Genomic DNA, 16,931 nt, shown 5'->3' with positions numbered 1-16,931 from the left:
GATCCCCTCGAACGGATTGGCAGATCCATGACCCTTGATCCTCACCCCGCGGCAGACTCCGACACTCACAACCAGGTCCCGGAGGTCACCAAGGACGACCTCCACAAGGCCGCCTGGGGCGCGTCCGCCGGCAGCGCACTCGAGTATTACGACTTCGCCCTCTACAGCCTGGCGTCCGCGCTCGTGTTCGGGCCGCTGTTCTTCCCGACCGACAATCCCGCGACCGGCCTGGTGCTCAGCTTCGCCACCTATTTCATCGGTTTCGCCGTCCGCCCCCTCGGTGGGGTGTTCTTCGGCCGACTCGGAGACCGGTTGGGCCGGAAGTTCGTGCTGATGGCCACCATCATTCTGATGGGCGTGGCCAGTACCTGCATCGGTCTCCTGCCGACCTACTACGGCAGCGAAGGCGACTGGTATTCCGGCGGTGTCGGAATGCTCGCCCCGATCCTGCTGATCATGTTGCGCATCGCCCAGGGACTCGGCGCCGGCGCCGAGATGGCCGGTGCGTCGATCCTGATGACCGAATACTCGCCGCCGAGAAAGCGCGGCTTCTACGCCTCGCTGCCTTTCCTCGGTGTGCAGGTCGGCACCGTCGTCGCGGCCCTGGTGTATTTCCTCGTGTACCGCGGGCACAGCGAGATCACCGACACCTGGCTCTGGCGGGTGCCGTTCCTGGCCAGCGTCGTCATCCTCGCCGTCGCGATGTACCTGCGGGTCAACCTCGAGGAATCGCCGACGTTCAAGAAACTCGAAGCGAAGGACCAGATCGACGAGCGTCCGCTGCACAACCTGCTGAAGCATTCGCGCCCCTCGCTGCTGCGCGGCATCGGGTTGCGGCTGGCCGAGAACGGGTCTTCCTCGATGTACCAGGCCCTCGCCGTCGCATATGTGACCAGTGCCGCCGTCGGCATCAAGGGCCCCATCGGCGCCCTCTCGCTGGTCTTCGCCGCCTCCCTCGGATCGATCGTCATTCCGATCGCCGGCAAACTCTCCGACCGCTTCGGCCGGGTCAAGACCTACCGTGCCTTCGCCTACTTCCAGTTGGTGTCCGCGTTCCCGATCTGGTGGGCCCTGAGCCAGGGCAGCGTGGTGCTGACCATCGTCGTCATCTCCCTCGCGCTCGGCATCGGCACGTGGGGCATGTTCGGATCCCAGAGTGCCTTCATGAGTGAGTTGTTCGGGTCCCGGCAGCGCTACCTCGGCGTGTCGGTGGCCCGTGAGGTCTCCGCGGTACTGTCCGGCGGCATCGCACCGCTGATCGGCGCCTGGATCATCGCGATGGTCGTCGCCGCCGACGGCGGCAAGGATGTGCCCGGTGCCGGGCTGGGCTCGTGGGTGTTCATCGCCGGATACCTGTGCATCCTCACGCTCATCACGATCGGCACCACCTACATCACCCCCGACCCGATCAACCGCGACCTCGACGACCCCCTCGACGCGGTCGCTGCCGCCCGCGGCTGACCGCACGTCGCGACACGTCGAAGAACAGGGGAAATCCGGTGTCACAGCGGACCCGAGCGTCAACGAGCCGTCGTCCGACGATCATCACGGTGGCGGAGGCCGCCGGGGTGTCGCCCGCGACCGTCTCTCGGGTGCTGAGTGGAAGCTCGGCTGTGACACCGGATCTCGCTGCTCGGGTGCACCGGGCCGCCGACGAGCTGTCCTACCGTCCGAGCAGCGCAGCCCGGGGTCTGGTGCTGGGGTCGATGCGCAGTGTCGGGGGCGGCCGACGAGTACGCCACCGCCCTCGACCCGCTCGGCCAGGTCGACGGGCTCATATTGCTGTCTTCGCGAATTCCGCCGGCGGGGTTGAAGGAACTGGCCCGGCAGACGACTCCGGTGGTGCTGGTGAATCGGATCGAACGCGGAGTCGACCTGCCCATGGTCGCGATCGACAACTTCACCCCCATGATGCAGCTGTGCGGCCACCTGGCCCGGCTCGGTCATCGCCGTGTCGTGTATCTCGCAGGATCGGATCTGTCGTGGCAGAACCGGGAGCGTTGGCGCGGCATCGAGATCGCGAGGGCATTCGGGATCGACGCGGTCAGGGTCGCCTCGGACGCCACCATCGAGGGCGCATACGCCGCCGATCCCCGCCGACGTCGTCATTCGCGAGTCGACGGGGCCAGTCGCGGTCTGAGCCGGGACTTTCAGACGGCGGCGAGGCCTTCGACGGCGGCCTCGGTGGCGACCAGGGCGGTCTCGGCCCACCACCGGTCGCTGAGGACCTCGACCTCCACGAGGCCCCGGTAGCCGGCGCGATCGCACCGGTCGACGAATCCGGTCATGTCGATGCAGCCCTCGCCGGGCATGCCGCGGCTGCTGAGTTCCCCGTGAATCGGGGTGATCCAGTCGGCGAGCTGGACGGAGAACAGCTTGTCGCCGGCCCGGGCGATCTGTTCCGGCAGCGCCGCGTCCCACCACACGTGATACGAGTCGATCCCGATCCCCACCAGGTCCGAATCGATGGACTCGACCAGATCGTTCGCCTCCTGCAGCGACGTGATGACGGATCGGCTCGACGCCATCATCGGGTGCATCGGTTCGACGGCGAGCCGCACCCCGGCCGCCCGCGCGTAGGGCTCGAGTTCGGCGATGCCGTCCCGGACCTGCCTGCGGGCGCCGGCGAGATCGCCGTAGGCGGCGCCGCACACCAGGTAGAGGCAATCCGCACCCAGGGCGTGCGCCTGATCCACGGCGACCCGGTTGTCGTCCATGGCCTTTCGTCGCAGTGTGGCGGTCGGCTGCGGGAACATCCCGCCGCGGCAGACGCTGCTGACCCGCAGACCCGACTGCCGCAGCCGGGTGGCCGCGGCAGTCAGGTCCAGGTCCTCGAGCACGTCTCGCCACAGGCCGACGCCGCCGAAACCCCACTTCTCGGCGAGGTCGGCCACCTCCGTGAATCCCGATCCCTTCACGGTGACGGAGTTGAGGCTGCACCGCGCGAGGTCCATGTCAGCGGATCCCGTGCACCGCGAAGTACGCCGAAGCGCGTGCGGCGGTGAAGTCGGGATCGGTGAACAGTCCGATCGCGTCGGCGGCGCGGACCAGTGCGGCGAGATGCGTCAGGCTGCGGCCGGTTTCGAAGCCGCCGATCATCCGGAAGTGGTCCTGCTTGCCGCCCAGGTACGCCAGCCACGCCACGCCGACCTTGTAGTACTGCGTCGGAGCGGCGAACAGCAGCCGGCTCAGGGTTTCGGTGGGGCCGAGGATGTTCCGGAAGCCCTGCTCGTCGCCGTCGTCGAGGCGGGCGAACGCGGCGGAGGCGAACGGGCCGAGTGCGGCGAACGCACCGAGGAGGGCGTCGCTGGTGTGGGTGCCGTCGCCGGCGATCAGGTCGACGTAGTTGTAGTCGTCGCCGGTGAACACCCGCACATCGCCGGGCATCCGGCGTCGCAGGGCGATCTCGAGGGCCGGGTCGAGCAGTGACACCTTGATGCCGCGAACGCGTTCGCGGTGCGCGCCGATGATCTGCAGGACGGTGTCCATCGCCGCCGAGGGGTCCGCGGACCCCCAGTAGCCGTCGAGTGCGGGGTCGAACACCGAACCGAGCCAATGCAATACGACCGGACGGGTGGCCGCCGACAACACCGCGTCGTACACGGAGAGGTAGTCGTCGGGGCCGCAGGCCGCCCGGGCGAGGTGACGGCTGGCCATCAGCACCACCTCACCGCCCGCGGATTCGATCGCCTCGACCTGTTCGAGGTAGGCGTCGCGGATCTCCTCCAGCGAGGGCGAATCGGTCTTCAGCTGATCGGTGGCGACACCCACGACGACCCGGCCGCCGACCGACTTCGCGTCGGTGAGGGTGCGGACCGCGAGTTCGCGCGCGCCGGCCCAGTCGAGGCCCATGCCGCGCTGCGCGGTGTCCATCGATTCGGCCACCCCGAGCCCCAGCGACCACAGGTCGTGGCGCAGTTGCAGGGTGGCGTCCCAGTCGATCTGGTCCGCGGCGTTCTCGGCGGACGCCCGCAGCGGATCGGCCACGACGTGCGAGGCCGCGTACACCGCCCTGCTGGTCGGCGCCGTGGACCGGGTGTTCAGCCGGGCGGGCTCACCGAACTCGAGGGTGCCGGTTGAGCCGTCGGAGGCGGGAAGGACAATCGAGGCCATTGAAACTCCTGAAATCGTTTTCTTGCCGAAGTGTTACTCACCATATACGCTGATGAATATCGAGGTCCAGACCGAATATGGATCAGAGTTCACAATGAAAGCATTTTCCAGCGCGTCTCGGGGTCCCAGAGGTCACCTCGCCGCGCGGCATCGGAAGGGAGCCACGACGTGGGCGTAACAACACAGGTCCCGGGGGTGACGACGCTGAGCGGCAAGGCCGCCGTCGTCACCGGCGCGGCCGGAGGAATCGGATCCGCTATCGCCCGGGCGCTCGCGGCGCAGGGCGTCGTGGTGGTGGGCGTCGACGCCGACCCGAAAATCACCGAGGTGATGGCCGGAATCGGCGGGCACGGGCTGTGCGGGGACCTCACCGATCCGGCCTTCAGCGCATCCGCCGTCGACCTCGCCCAGCAGGTGGCCGGGAGCCTGGACATTCTGATCAACGCGGCAGGCATCCAGCTGCGGACCCCCGCGATCGATGTGGAGGAGGACGGCTGGCAGCGGCTGGTCGACGTGAACCTGTCGGCCGTGTACCGGCTGACCCGGCAGGCGATGAAATCGCTGATCGCGTCGGGCGGCAGTGTCGTCAACATTGCCTCGCTGTCCGCGGATCGCGCCGTGCCGGGCATCGTGCCCTACGGTGCGACCAAGGCGGCGCTCACCCAACTCGGCAAGGGACTGGCGGTCGAACTCGGGCCACAGGGCGTGCGTGTGAACACGATCGCGCCGGGCTACATCGAGACCCCGATGACCGCCGAAGTTCTCGGGCAGGAGGAGTTCCGCGCCGCGAAGCTGAGCCGGATTCCGTTGCAGCGGTTCGCCGACGGTGACGACGTCGCCGATGTGGTGCTCTTCCTCGTCTCCGACGCCGCCCGCTACGTCACCGGCGTCGTGCTGCCCGTCGACGGCGGATACTCGATCACATGACCGAGGCGACGACGATTCCGTCGGTCACCCTGAGCAACGGGGTCGTGATGCCCGCCATCGGGTTCGGGGTGTTTCAGATTCCCGACGACGCCATGCGCGCCACCGTCGGGCACGCACTGGCGGCCGGATACCGGGCCTTCGACACCGCTCCGATGTACGGCAACGAGCGCTCCCTCGGTCGCGCGCTGATCGATTCCGGCGTGCCCCGCGAGGAACTGTTCGTGACCACCAAGGTCTCCAACGAGGACCAGGGTTACCAGTCGACCCTCGACGCCGTCGAGAACAGCGCCGCCCGCCTCGGCGTGGACTACGTGGACCTGTGTCTGATCCACTGGCCCGCCCCCGCGCGTGGCGCGTACCTGGACACGTGGCGGGCGCTCGAACAACTCCACCTCGCCGGCCTGATCCGGGCGATCGGAGTATCGAACTTCCAGGCCGAACACCTGAACCGCCTGATCGACGTCGCCGCCGTGCGGCCCATGGTCAACCAGATCGAAATACATCCGTTGCTTCCCCAGCAGCCGATGGTGGAACTGCATCGGAGTCTGGACATCCACACCCAGGCGTGGGCACCGCTCGCCCGTGGCAGGCTGCAGGAGAATCCGGTGCTCACCGAACTCGCACGCCGCCACGGCGTGTCCCTTCCGCAGATCGTGCTGCGCTGGCATCTGCAGCGCGGCACCGTACCTCTGCCGAAATCGTCTTCGCCGGAACGGATGCGCGCGAACATCGACGTGTTCGGCTTCGCGCTCGACGCCGACGAGATCGCGCAGATCTCCGCACTGGACCGGAACGAGAGAACCGGGCCGCACCCCGACGACGTCGACTGAACCTGGGCCGACGCTCCACGGCGTTGACGACGGTTGTCCCGCCCTCGGCGTCTCCTCGTCGTTACCATCGTCGAGACGGCAGGAGGAGCCTCGAGTCAGCTGCTGAGAGTCCAGAACTTCAATGTGTCGCGTGACGGCTTCGGTGCCGGTGACGGCCAGAGCCGCGAGAGGCCGTTCGGTCACGCCGACCCGGGTGTCCTGTTCGCCTGGGCGGGTGCCACGGCGAGTTGGCACATGCGCACCGGTCCCGGCGGGAGCCGGGGACTCGACGATTACTTGATCCGCGACTACGACCGCAACATCGGCGCCGAGATCATGGGCCGGAACAAGTTCGGGCCGCAACGCGGGCCCTGGGAGGACCACGAGTGGCGCGGCTGGTGGGGCGACGAACCCCCGTTCCACACCCCGGTATTCGTGCTGACCCACCACGTCCGTCCGTCGTTCACGCTCTCCGACACCACGTTCCACTTCGTCGACACCGATCCGGCCACGGTCCTCGCGCAGGCGCGGGAGGCGGCGCAGGGGAAGGATGTCCGGCTCGGCGGAGGGGCCACCACCATCCGGGAGTTCCTCGACGCCGACCTCGTCGACACCCTGCACGTGGTGGTCTCGCCGATCGACCTCGGGTCCGGGGCGCGACTGTGGGAAACTCCGGACGAGCTCTTCGACCGATTTCACTGCGACGTCGTGCCCAGCCCGAGCGGCGTCACCCACCACCTGTTCTGGCGAAAGTGACCCGCGGCGCACTCCGATATGGTTGAGGGATGAGGGCCCTACTCGTCCTGCTCTCGGTGCTGCTCGCCGTCGTCGTGGCGGGCTGCTCCGGCAATGACGACCCGCCGTCGACGGGTGATGACACCACCGGCACCGAGATCGAGGTCGGCGGCGGCGACGCCCTGCAGTGGGGCGACGGCGAGTACGGGGTGATCCTGGCCCACGGTGCCGTCTTCGACGCCGCGAGCTGGGAGAATCAGGCCACGGCGATCGCCGACCAGGGCGCCACCGTCATCGCCGTGGAGAACATCGCTCCGGAGTCGATCGCGGCCGCCGTCGCGAAACTCCACGCCGACGGGCATGCCGACGTCGCGCTGATGGGCGGAAGCGCGGGCGCCGACGCGATCCTGCAACTGGCCTCGCAGCAACCCGGACTCCCCCACCAGCTGGTGCTGCTCTCCCCCAACAAGTTCGTCGACGGTCTCGGCGACGAGCCCAAGCTGTTCATCGCCAGCGAGGACGAGCCCGTCGCCAACGTGTCGCAGCAACTCGCCGACAGCTCACCAGGCCAGAACAATGACGTGGTCCTCCTGCCCGGCTCCGACCACGCGCAGAACATCTTCGACGGCGACAACGCCGACGCGGCCATGGGCGCGATCCTGGAGCGACTGGCCAACTGATTCCAGCGCCGAGATCACCGACCGCTACCGCGGTCCCCGATCTCGGTGAGCGCACGGGTGATGCTCAGCGCGGTGGTGTGGACGGCGGGCCCGACGCGCCGGATGTCGACCTTGCCGATCCATCCCGACGCCGAGACGGCGGCCACCGGCGGACCGTCGTCGACGCGGACGGCACTGGCCACACACGCGACGCCGGGCGCCGACTCCTCGTGCTCGTACGCAATGCCGGTCGACGCGATCCGCCGCAACTGCCGCACCAGCGCGCCGGGCGCGGTGATGGTGCGCGGGCCGACCCGCGACAGCCCAGCCGCGACCACGGCCTCGAACGCCGCAGGTGGTGATCCCGCGAGCAGGGCCTTACCCACCCCCGTCGCATGTGCGGGGAGACGGCCACCCACGCCGGACGGCAGCCACGGCGCATCCCGCCCGGGAAGGATCTCGACGTACACCACCTCGGCCCCGTCGAGGATCGCCAGATGCACCGTCTGCCGCGTCGCCTCCCGCAGGTCGGCGAGGAATGGCAGCGCCACCTCACGGACCGAACGTCGCCGCGACGCCCGTTCCCCGAGTTCGAACAGTCGCAGTCCGAGCCCGACCTTGACGCCGCTGCGCTCGAGAAACCCGACGCCTTCCATCTCCTTCACCAACCGCGACACCGTCGCCTTCGGGATTCCGGTGCGCCGGGTCAACTCGTTGACACCCAGCGTCGTATCGGTGGGACCGAACGCGGCGAGCAGATCCGACATCCGCCGGACCACCGACGTCGGCTCGTCACCGACCTCCGAAGTGTTCCGTTCTACGGGACTCATGCGTTGAGTATCGCCATCGGGCCCGGCACAGTACAAGCAACCAGGCGCGCAGCGTCCACTCCAGCACAAGCGAAAGCACACCGTGAGGTCATCGATGCCAACCACCACGTCCGAAGCCCTGCCGAATTCGTCGGTCCTGGCCGCCGTCGAGCGCCTGGCGGCCGCGACCGCAACACCCTGTCCGCCGGTCCGGGATCTGCTCGGCACCGACGACATCGCCGCCGCCTACGCCGTCCAGCAGCGGTTGACCGACCAGCGTGTCGCCGCCGGCGGCACCATCACCGGCCGCAAGATCGGGCTCACCTCCCCCGCCGTGCAGCAGCAGTTGGGGGTCGACCAACCGGACTTCGGAGTCCTGTTCGCCGACATGGACGTCACCGGCCTGCCCGAGGTGCCCAGCGACCGGCTGCTGCAGCCGAAGGCCGAGGCCGAGATCGCGTTCGTACTCGGCGCCGACCTGATCGACGGCGACCTCGACGACGCCCAGATCCGTGCCGCCGTCGCCCGCGCCGCCGCCGCGTTGGAGATCGTCGACTCCCGCATCGCCGACTGGGACATCACCATCACCGACACCGTCGCCGACAACGGCTCCTCCGGGTTGTACGTCCTCGGCGAGAACTGGTTCACCCTCGACGAATTCGAGCCCCGCGACGTGGCGATGCAGCTGTATGCCGACGACGCGCTGGTCTCCGAGGGCACCGGCGCCGCCTGCCTCGGCGACCCGCTGCAGGCCCTGGCCTGGCTTGCCCGCACCGCCCGCGACTACGGGCAGCCGCTCCGCGCCGGGCAGGTCATCCTGTCCGGCGCCCTCGGCCCCATGGTTCCCACCCCACCCGGCACCACCGTCCGCGCCGAACTGTCCACGCTCGGCACCGTCACCGCCACCTTCTCGAAGGGCACCCACTCATGACCGACAAGATCAATGTCGCGATCATCGGATCCGGCAACATCGGCACCGACCTGATGATCAAGGTCCTGCGCAACTCCGACATCCTCGAGATGGGCGCGATGGTCGGCATCGACCCGAACTCCGACGGCCTCGCCCGCGCCGCCCGGCTGAACGTCCCGACCACGGCCGACGGCGTCCAGGGCCTGATCGGCCTCGACAACTTCGCCGCCATCGACATCGTCTTCGACGCCACCTCCGCCGGGGCTCATCGGTCCAACGCCGCCGCCCTCGCCCCCTACGGCAAGAAGCTGGTCGACCTCACCCCCGCCTCGATCGGCCCCTACGTGGTGCCGCCGGTCAACCTCGAGCAGCACCTCGACGGCGACGTCGACAACGTCAACATGGTCACCTGCGGCGGTCAGGCCACCATCCCGATGGTCGCGGCCATCTCCGCCGTCACCCCCGTCGCCTACGCCGAGATCGTCGCGTCCATTGCTTCGAAGTCGGCCGGTCCCGGCACCCGCGCGAACATCGACGAATTCACCGAAACCACCTCGCACGCCATCGAACAGGTCGGCGGCGCGGCCCGCGGCAAGGCGATCATCGTCCTCAATCCCGCCGAACCACCCCTGCTGATGCGCGACACCGTCCTCGCCCTGATCGGTGACGCCGACCACGACGCCATCCGTGCCTCGATCACCGGCATGGCCGCGCGCGTCGCCGAGTACGTCCCCGGCTACCGGCTCAAGCAGGACGTCCAGTTCACCGCCATCCCCGACGGAGAACCCGTCCACACCCTGCTCCCCGACGGCACCGGCCCGGTCACCACCAAGGTGTCGGTGTTCCTCGAGGTCGAGGGCGCCGCCCACTACCTGCCCGCCTACGCCGGCAACCTCGACATCATGACCTCCGCCGCCCTGCGCACCGCGGAATCCATCGCCCGACGCATTCAGAACACGATCCCCGCGGAGGTCGCACCATGACCAAGCTCTACATCCAGGACGTCACCCTCCGCGACGGCATGCACGCCGTCCGGCACCGCATCACCCCCGACGACGTCGGCACCATCGTCGCCGCCCTCGACGCCGCCGGGGTCGACGCCATCGAGGTCGCCCACGGCGACGGCCTCGCCGGCGGCTCCCTCAACTACGGACCCGGCAGCAACACCGACTGGGAATGGATCGAGGCCGCCGCCGACAACCTCACCCACGCGACGCTCACCACCCTGCTGCTGCCCGGTATCGGCACCATCGCCGAACTCGAACAGGCCCACAAGCTCGGGGTCCGCTCCATCCGGATCGCCACCCACTGCACCGAGGCCGACGTCTCCGCCCAGCACATCGCCAAGGCCCGCGAACTCGGCATGGACGTCTCCGGGTTCCTGATGATGAGCCACATGACCCCCGCCGAGAACCTCGCCGAGCAGGCGAAGCTGATGGAATCGTATGGGGCGCACTGCGTGTACGTCACCGACTCCGGCGGCCGGCTCACCATGAACGGTGTCCGCGACCGGGTCCGGGCCTACCGCGACATCCTCGACCCGGGCACCCAGATCGGAATCCACGCCCACGAGAACCTGTCGCTGTCCGTCGCGAACAGTGTCGTCGCCGTCGAAGAAGGGGTCACCCGCGTCGACGCCTCCCTCGCCGGGCACGGCGCCGGCGCAGGCAACTGCCCGATCGAGGCGTTCATCGCCGTCGCCAACCTCCACGACTGGCAGCACGGATCCGACCTGTTCGCACTGCAGGACGCCGCCGACGACCTCGTCCGGCCGCTGCAGGACCGGCCGGTGCGCGTCGACCGGGAAACCCTCACCCTCGGCTACGCGGGCGTCTACTCCAGCTTCCTCCGGCACGCCGAAACCGCCTCGAAGAACTACGGCATCGACGTCCGCACCATCCTCCAGGAAGTCGGCAAGCGCGGCCTCGTCGGCGGGCAGGAAGACATGATCACCGATATCGCCCTCGATTTGGTGGCCTCCGGCCCCGTGAGTACTTATTAACCACGGGCGGTTAATAAGTACGCACGGGCGCGGAGCGCACGAGGGGCAGGGCCGCGGAGGCGAGGAGGACGACGGCCATCCCCGCCCACTGCGGCGGGGACAGCTGCTCGCCCAGCAGGACCTGTGCGGCGAGCACCCCGACCACCGGTTCGAGCAGTCCGAGGAGGGCGACGGACGTCGATCCGAGTGCGCGCACGGCGATGAAGGAGCAGCCGATTCCGATGGGCATCAGGAGAAGTCCCTGGAACAGGATGGATCCCCACCCGCTGGGTTCGAACGTCCACGGCTGGCCGTCGACGAGAGCGATTGTGCCGGTGGTGATTCCGGCGCCGAGTGATGCCAGCGCGCCGGCGGCGACAGGGCTGACCTGGTGGATCCACCGTTCCCCGACCACCAGGTACAGCGCGTATCCCCCTGCGCTGAGGAGGGCGAGTACCGCCCCGTTCAGGGCGACGGCGGAGGTGCCCGCGCCCGCGACGAGTGCGATGCCGCCGGACATCGCGACGGCCAGCATCAGCTGACCGCGGTGGATCCGGTTCCGGGCGACCACCCACACGAGTGCCATCACGAACAGCGGGTAGATGTGGACGATCACGACCGCGATCTGGGCGCCGGTGACTCGGACTGCCGCGAAGAAACACAGCAACTGGATGCCGAACAGTGGGCCGCAGACGCAGCACAGTCCGACAGCGGACTTCCAGGTGACGCCCTTCAATCTTCCGGTGGACCAGGCGAGAAGAAACAGCAGTGCGGCACCGACCAGGCTGCGGAGGCAGACGAGGACGGCCGGTGACACGCCGCCGGCGTATCCGATCGCGGCGAACGTCGGCGTGAGTCCGTAGGCGATCGCGGAGGCCGCACCGCATCCCCAGGCGACCGCACTGCCACCGCGCGTCCGCCGTTCCGTGGAGCTAGCGACCATCGGCCCGAACGCGCCGGGCGGCCCGCGAAGGCCGGGTCACCATTTGCGCGGCGCGACGAGTTCGTCGTGGACGAACTGCACGAGTACCTCTTTCATCGCGGCGACGGTCATGTTCGGTGCGCCGGTGAGGACCTGGATGGCGGTCCCGTCGGTGAGCGCGGTCAGCCGCTGCGCGATCGTCTCCGGGTCGACGTCGGTGCGGAAGATGTCCTGTCGTTGCCCGCGCCGGACGATCTTGACGACGGTCTCGTGCCAGCGCGCGTAGTACGTGTTGTGGAAGGGACGGAGTTCGGGCCGGAGCGTCGCCTCGGCCCAGAACTGCAACCAGATGGACCACTCGTCGCGCAGCGGCCCGACCCGGGGCAGCTGCATGTCGATCAGGCGGAGCAGCCGTTCGTGGGCGTTGTCGATCGCCTTGAGTTCGCGGCTCTGCCGGTCGAAGGCGTTGTCGATGGCGTGGCGGAGGGCCGCGGTCAGGACGTCGCTCTTGCCGGGGAAGTAGTAGTGCACCGCCCCGGTGCTGGTGCCGACCACCTGTGCGATGTCGGAGATGCGGACCGAGTGGTATCCGCGCTCGGCAATCAGCTGAGCTGCGGCATCGAGGATCGCCGTTCGTCGCGCGTCCTCGGTGAGTTGAGCGGTCACGGCCCCTCCTTCGGTAGTCATCTGACTGACCCATCAAATCATACACCCCAAACTGACGCATCAGTCAGACGCGGAACGCCTCGCGCGGAATCGATCGGCGACCGAACGTTCGACGCATAACCCCAGTTCAAGGTATTACAGGCCTGCAGCGGGGCGCGCCGACTCGGAATCATTCTCTGGTCGACCCTTGACATCTGTGGTCCCGGTCACGGTATAACTGATGCATCAGTCAGACCCCGAATGATTGAACGGCAGCGACGAGAGGCGAACACTCGATGGAATGTGAGAACCCAGGTGGAGGCGCCGGGCAGGTGCTGCGCCCCGACGTCCATCGCGGGCGGGTGGCACTGATCACCGGTGGAGGCACCGGGATCGGGCGCGCGATCGCACTGGACATGGCGCGGTGTGGAGCCGACGTCGTCATCAGCGGCCGCAGGCCCGAGCCCCTCGAGAAGACCGTCGCGGACATCGAGGCACTGGGCGCACGGGCGCTCGCCGTGCCCGCGGACATTCGCGAAGAAGAGCAGGTGACCGCCCTGGTCGATCGGGCCCTGGAGCGGTTCGGCCGCATCGACGTCCTGGTCAACAACGCCGGCGGCCAGTTCGCGGCGCCCGCCGAGGACATCACGAGCAAGGGGTGGCGCGCCGTCCACCGCCTCGCCGTCGACGCCACCTGGGCCGTCACCCGGGAGGTCGCCGTCCGCGCGATGATTCCGCAGCGGTCGGGGTGCATCTTCTTCATGGCGTTCTCCCCGCGCCGCGGAATCGCTTCGATGGTCCACGCCACCTCGGCGCGCGCGGCCCTCGAAAACCTGGCGTCGGGACTGTCGCTGGAGTGGAGCCGGTACGGAATCCGGTCGATCTGCATCGCCCCCGGCACCATCGCGACGGAGGGCATGGAGGAGAACTACACGGAAGAGGCCCGCGCGCAATGGACGTCCGCGGTGCCGCTCGGACGCCTGGGCACGGCCGAGGACGTGTCCGGGGTCGTCACATTCCTCGCGTCGCCGGCCGGAAGTTACGTCACCGGAACCACACTGGTGATCGACGGCGGCGCCGACGCCTGGGGCACGGGCCATCCCGCACCGATGGTCGAGGTGGCGGAATGAGCACGACCGTCGACCGCGACCTCACGGCACTGTTCGATCCGCGTTCGGTCGCCGTCCTCGGCGCGAGCAACGACGAAACCAAGTACGGAAACTGGATCAGCGTCCAGGCTCTGCGCATGAAGGGCACCCGTGCGGTCCATCTCGTCAACCGGCGCGGCGAGCGCATCCTGGGTCACCCCTCCCTGAAAAGCCTGTCGGAACTCGACGAACGGGTCGATCTGGTCGTCATCACCGTTCCGGCACAGGGTTTCGAGGAGGCCGTCGACGACGCCCTCGCGGCGGGTGCCACCGCCATCGTCGGTGTCACCGCCGGCTTCGCCGAACTCGGCGCTGCCGGAAAGGCGGTCCAGGATCGGGTCGTGGCGCGGGTGCGGGAGGCCGGAGCCGTCCTCCTCGGGCCGAACTGCCTGGGAGTGCTGGATTCGGGCACCGCGCTGACGCTGGCCTCGAACCCGCTGCCCGCCGGGCGCATCGCGCTGCTCTCCCAGAGCGGCAACATGGCACTCGAACTGAGTCAGTTCCTCGAGGCCCGCGGACACGGGTTCTCCCGGTTCGCCTCGCTGGGGAACCAGGCGGATCTCGGCGCCGCCGACCTCATCCGGTCGTGCGTCGAGCACGACGACACCGAACTCATCGCCGTGTACTGCGAGGACTTCGGTGACGGGCGGGCGTTCGTCGACGCCGCCGCCCGGGCATCCCGGGCCGGGAAGCCGGTGCTGCTGCTGACGGTCGGTGGCAGTGAGGCCTCCATCCGCGGGGCGCAGTCCCACACGGGTTCGCTGACGTCCGACAGCGCGGTCATCGACGCGGCCTGCCGCGCGGCCGGGGTGTACCGGGTGTCGAGTCCCCGGCAACTCGCGGACGTCGCCGCGACACTCCTCGGGTACGGACCCGCGGAGGTGCGCCGGGTCGGTGTCGTCGCCGACGGCGGCGGGCACGCGGGCGTCGCGTCCGACGTGGTGGAGGCGGCCGGACTCACGGTTCCGGAGTTCCCCGCCGACATCAGCGGCGCACTGCGCGACCTGCTGCCGCCGTCCGCCGGAGTGACCAATCCGATCGACCTCGCGGGCGCCGGGGAACAGGACATCACCTCGTTCGCCTCGGTTCTCGACACCGTCCTGCAGAGTCCGGCGGTCGATTCCGTCCTTCTCACCGGATATTTCGGCGGCTACGGTAGTTACGGCGAAAATCTGGCGCGCAAGGAGGTCGAGACCGCGCGCGCGATGGCGGAAACGGCCCGCGCCCACGGCAAACCGGTCGTCGTGCACACGATGCATCCCGACAGCGCCGCGGCGCGGGTGCTCGCCGACAGCGGGGTCCCGGTCTTCCGCGCCGTGGAGGACGCGGCCGGCGCACTCGGCGTCCTCGCCGAAATCGCTGCGCCGCAACATCAGGCGGGCACGGACAGCGTGCCGTCCGAGCCGGTCACCAGCGACGCGTACTGGGATTCCCGCGAACTCTTCCGCGACGCCGGCGTCGACTTCCCCGCGGCACGTCTGGTGCAGAATTGTGCGGAGGCGGTGGCGGCCGCCGAAACCGTCGGATTCCCGGTGGTCCTCAAAGCGATGGGCCTGCTGCACAAGTCCGACTCCGGTGGCGTCGCCCTCGGTTTGGGGTCGGCGGAACAACTCGCCGACGCGTTCACGCGCATGGACGCCGCGCTCGGAGCTTCGGCCTACTGCGTCGAGGCGATGGCCGACCTCAGTGAGGGGGTCGAACTCATTGTCGGCGTCCAGACCGATCCGCGGTTCGGTCCCGTGGCGATGGTGGGCCTCGGCGGCATCTTCACCGAGGTGCTCGCCGATGTCGCGTTCGCGCTGGCCCCGGTCGACGCGGAGACCGCCCGCGGCCTCCTCGACAGCCTGCGGGCGTCCGCCCTGCTCAGGGGGGTGCGCGGCCGGCCGCCGATCGACATCGACGCCGCTGCCGACGCCGTCGCCGCGATCACGGCCGTGGCCACCGCGCACCCCGAGATCGCGGAACTCGAGATCAACCCGCTGCTCGTCACCCCGAAGCAAGCCCTCGGGCTCGACGCGCGCATCGTCCTCCACTCCTCGAACACCAACTGACACAAGGAAGTTCTGAACCATGGAATTCGCATACAGCCCCCGCCTCGCCGACCTCAAGGAGCGCGCCCGCGCCCTGACCGACACGATCATGCAGTTCGAGGACGAGTGCGAACGCAACAACGGGATCTCCGACGAATCCCACGCCACCATCAAGGCGGCCGTCCTCGCATCGGGACTGCAGGCGATCAACACCCCCGTCGAATACGGCGGAGCGGGACTGACGGTGCTCGAGCAGGCCGTCGTGCAGGACGAACTCGGCAAGCTCACCAATGCGCTGTGGGACACGGTGTGGCGGCCCGCGAACCCGCTGACCCACGCGACCCCCGAACAGCGGGAGCGCTACCTGATCCCCGGTGCCCGCGGTGACCGCCGCGACGCCGTCGCGATCTCCGAGGCCAACGCCGGTTCCGACTTTTCCGCGGCGAGCACCACCGCGACCCCCGACGGCAACGGCGGCTACATCATCAACGGCGAGAAGTGGTTCGTCACCGTCGGTGACGTCGCCGACTACCTCATCGTGCTGGCCAACGTCGAACCCGACAACGCCGCCACGATCTTCCTGATCGACGTCGACACGCCGGGCGTGAAGATCAAGCACATCCCCCGCTACACCCACACCTTCGTCTACGAGCACCCCGAGTTCACGTTCGAGAACGTGCGCGTCGGCGCGGACGCCGTCCTCGGCGGCATCGGACAGGGCCACGACCTCACCCGCGACTGGTTCACGGAGGAGCGGCTGATGATCGGCGCACGCACGATCGGCGCGGCCGAGCGGGCGCTGACCCTGGCCGTCGACTGGGCGCGGGAGCGTGTACAGGGCGGCGAACCGCTGATCAACCGTCAGCTGATCCAGGGCATGATCGCCGATTCCGTCGTGGACATCACCACCAACCGGGCGCTCACCCACCAGGTGGCGTGGGAGTTCGACCAGGCCGACCCGAACGACGCCGACCTGCGAAAGACGTTGCACGCCAAGGCTGCGACGGTGAAGCTCGCCGCATCCGAGGCGTCCAACCGGGTGGTGGACCGGGCCGTCCAGATATTCGGCGGCCGCGGCTACATCCGCGACTACCCCGTCGAGCGGCTGTGGCGCGAACTGCGCGTCGACCGCATCTGGGAGGGCACGTCGGAGATCCAGCGCCTGGTCATCGCGAACGAGGCCAACAAGCGGGGTCTCGAGAACCTGCTGTCCTTCCGCTACGAGGCCGGGGAGAAGTAGCAC

At 68.8% G+C, this 16,931-nt stretch carries 16 protein-coding genes and 1 pseudogene; 12 read left to right on the top strand and 5 right to left on the bottom strand.

Going from position 1 to position 16,931, the window contains the following annotated elements; translation table 11 throughout:
• Positions 1 to 27: 27 nt before the first annotated feature.
• Positions 28 to 1,461, top strand: a complete 1,434-nt coding sequence (locus ROP_RS16925; protein ID WP_012690623.1) for an MFS transporter — start codon at positions 28 to 30, stop codon at positions 1,459 to 1,461.
• A gap of 38 nt (positions 1,462 to 1,499) precedes the next feature.
• Positions 1,500 to 2,082 (top strand): annotated as a pseudogene (locus tag ROP_RS40465) (LacI family DNA-binding transcriptional regulator); the annotation flags it as partial.
• A gap of 68 nt (positions 2,083 to 2,150) precedes the next feature.
• On the opposite strand, the gene ROP_RS16915 reads toward ROP_RS40465, so the two are convergent.
• Together ROP_RS16915 and ROP_RS16910 are read right to left on the bottom strand one after the other, a co-directional pair.
• Positions 2,151 to 2,954 carry a sugar phosphate isomerase/epimerase family protein gene (locus ROP_RS16915; RefSeq protein WP_043824878.1) on the bottom strand — a complete coding sequence of 268 codons (804 nt, stop codon included), beginning with the start codon at positions 2,952 to 2,954 and terminating at the stop codon, positions 2,151 to 2,153.
• Position 2,955: 1 nt separating this feature from the next.
• The gene (locus tag ROP_RS16910; RefSeq protein ID WP_012690621.1) at positions 2,956 to 4,113 is read right to left on the bottom strand and encodes a dihydrodipicolinate synthase family protein; all 1,158 of its coding nucleotides are present in this window, start codon (positions 4,111 to 4,113) and stop codon (positions 2,956 to 2,958) included.
• A gap of 168 nt (positions 4,114 to 4,281) precedes the next feature.
• Here ROP_RS16910 and ROP_RS16905 point away from each other — a divergent pair, with 168 nt between their 5' ends.
• The 4 genes from ROP_RS16905 to ROP_RS44175 all read left to right on the top strand — a co-directional run bounded on the left by ROP_RS16905 (position 4,282) and on the right by ROP_RS44175 (position 7,264).
• Positions 4,282 to 5,040, top strand: a complete 759-nt coding sequence (locus ROP_RS16905) for an SDR family NAD(P)-dependent oxidoreductase (protein ID WP_050785087.1) — start codon at positions 4,282 to 4,284, stop codon at positions 5,038 to 5,040.
• Positions 5,037 to 5,870, top strand: coding sequence for an aldo/keto reductase (locus ROP_RS16900; RefSeq protein WP_012690619.1), 834 nt, complete (start codon positions 5,037 to 5,039; stop codon positions 5,868 to 5,870). The genes ROP_RS16905 and ROP_RS16900 overlap by 4 nt, the downstream gene beginning before the upstream one ends.
• A gap of 66 nt (positions 5,871 to 5,936) precedes the next feature.
• Entirely contained in the window at positions 5,937 to 6,605 is a 669-nt protein-coding gene (locus ROP_RS16895) for a dihydrofolate reductase family protein (protein WP_043826642.1), read from the top strand.
• A 29-nt stretch (positions 6,606 to 6,634) separates the two neighbouring features.
• Positions 6,635 to 7,264 carry an alpha/beta hydrolase gene (locus tag ROP_RS44175; protein ID WP_012690617.1) on the top strand — a complete coding sequence of 210 codons (630 nt, stop codon included), beginning with the start codon at positions 6,635 to 6,637 and terminating at the stop codon, positions 7,262 to 7,264.
• A 14-nt stretch (positions 7,265 to 7,278) separates the two neighbouring features.
• Here the strand turns inward: ROP_RS44175 and ROP_RS16885 are convergent, their stop codons facing one another.
• On the bottom strand, positions 7,279 to 8,073 hold the full coding sequence (locus ROP_RS16885) for an IclR family transcriptional regulator (protein WP_012690616.1): 795 nt from the start codon (positions 8,071 to 8,073) through the stop codon (positions 7,279 to 7,281).
• A 94-nt stretch (positions 8,074 to 8,167) separates the two neighbouring features.
• Here ROP_RS16885 and ROP_RS16880 point away from each other — a divergent pair, with 94 nt between their 5' ends.
• From ROP_RS16880 to dmpG, 3 genes are read left to right on the top strand one after another with little or no spacing between them, the layout of a single operon-like run.
• Positions 8,168 to 8,983: a 2-keto-4-pentenoate hydratase gene (locus ROP_RS16880; protein WP_012690615.1), complete on the top strand. Its 816-nt coding sequence runs from the start codon at positions 8,168 to 8,170 to the stop codon at positions 8,981 to 8,983.
• Complete coding sequence (locus ROP_RS16875; protein WP_012690614.1) at positions 8,980 to 9,945, top strand: acetaldehyde dehydrogenase (acetylating); 966 nt, start codon at positions 8,980 to 8,982, stop codon at positions 9,943 to 9,945. Before ROP_RS16880 ends, ROP_RS16875 begins: the two co-directional genes overlap by 4 nt.
• Positions 9,942 to 10,964: a 4-hydroxy-2-oxovalerate aldolase gene (gene dmpG, locus ROP_RS16870; protein WP_012690613.1), complete on the top strand. Its 1,023-nt coding sequence runs from the start codon at positions 9,942 to 9,944 to the stop codon at positions 10,962 to 10,964. Before ROP_RS16875 ends, dmpG begins: the two co-directional genes overlap by 4 nt.
• A gap of 10 nt (positions 10,965 to 10,974) precedes the next feature.
• Here the strand turns inward: dmpG and ROP_RS16865 are convergent, their stop codons facing one another.
• Together ROP_RS16865 and ROP_RS16860 are read right to left on the bottom strand one after the other, a co-directional pair.
• Positions 10,975 to 11,886, bottom strand: coding sequence for a DMT family transporter (locus ROP_RS16865; RefSeq protein ID WP_012690612.1), 912 nt, complete (start codon positions 11,884 to 11,886; stop codon positions 10,975 to 10,977).
• Between the two features lie 36 nt (positions 11,887 to 11,922).
• A complete protein-coding gene (locus ROP_RS16860) occupies positions 11,923 to 12,552 on the bottom strand; it encodes a TetR/AcrR family transcriptional regulator (RefSeq protein ID WP_043824873.1) in 630 nt (209 codons plus the stop codon).
• Positions 12,553 to 12,806: 254 nt separating this feature from the next.
• Between ROP_RS16860 and ROP_RS16855 the strand changes: the two genes are divergently transcribed.
• The 3 genes from ROP_RS16855 to ROP_RS16845 are packed head-to-tail and all read left to right on the top strand — an operon-like array spanning position 12,807 to position 16,928.
• Positions 12,807 to 13,640, top strand: coding sequence for an SDR family oxidoreductase (locus ROP_RS16855; protein ID WP_050785086.1), 834 nt, complete (start codon positions 12,807 to 12,809; stop codon positions 13,638 to 13,640).
• Positions 13,637 to 15,709 (top strand): acetate--CoA ligase family protein, encoded by a 2,073-nt coding sequence (locus tag ROP_RS16850; RefSeq protein ID WP_012690609.1) that lies wholly within the window; start codon positions 13,637 to 13,639, stop codon positions 15,707 to 15,709. The genes ROP_RS16855 and ROP_RS16850 overlap by 4 nt, the downstream gene beginning before the upstream one ends.
• Before the next feature lie 19 nt (positions 15,710 to 15,728).
• Positions 15,729 to 16,928, top strand: coding sequence for an acyl-CoA dehydrogenase family protein (locus ROP_RS16845; protein ID WP_012690608.1), 1,200 nt, complete (start codon positions 15,729 to 15,731; stop codon positions 16,926 to 16,928).
• Positions 16,929 to 16,931 lie beyond the last annotated feature (3 nt).

Source organism: Rhodococcus opacus B4, assembly GCF_000010805.1.
In the GTDB taxonomy this organism is placed as follows: Bacteria; Actinomycetota; Actinomycetes; order Mycobacteriales; family Mycobacteriaceae; genus Rhodococcus_F; species Rhodococcus_F opacus_C.
This window is presented reverse-complemented; position numbering and strand designations above follow the sequence as displayed.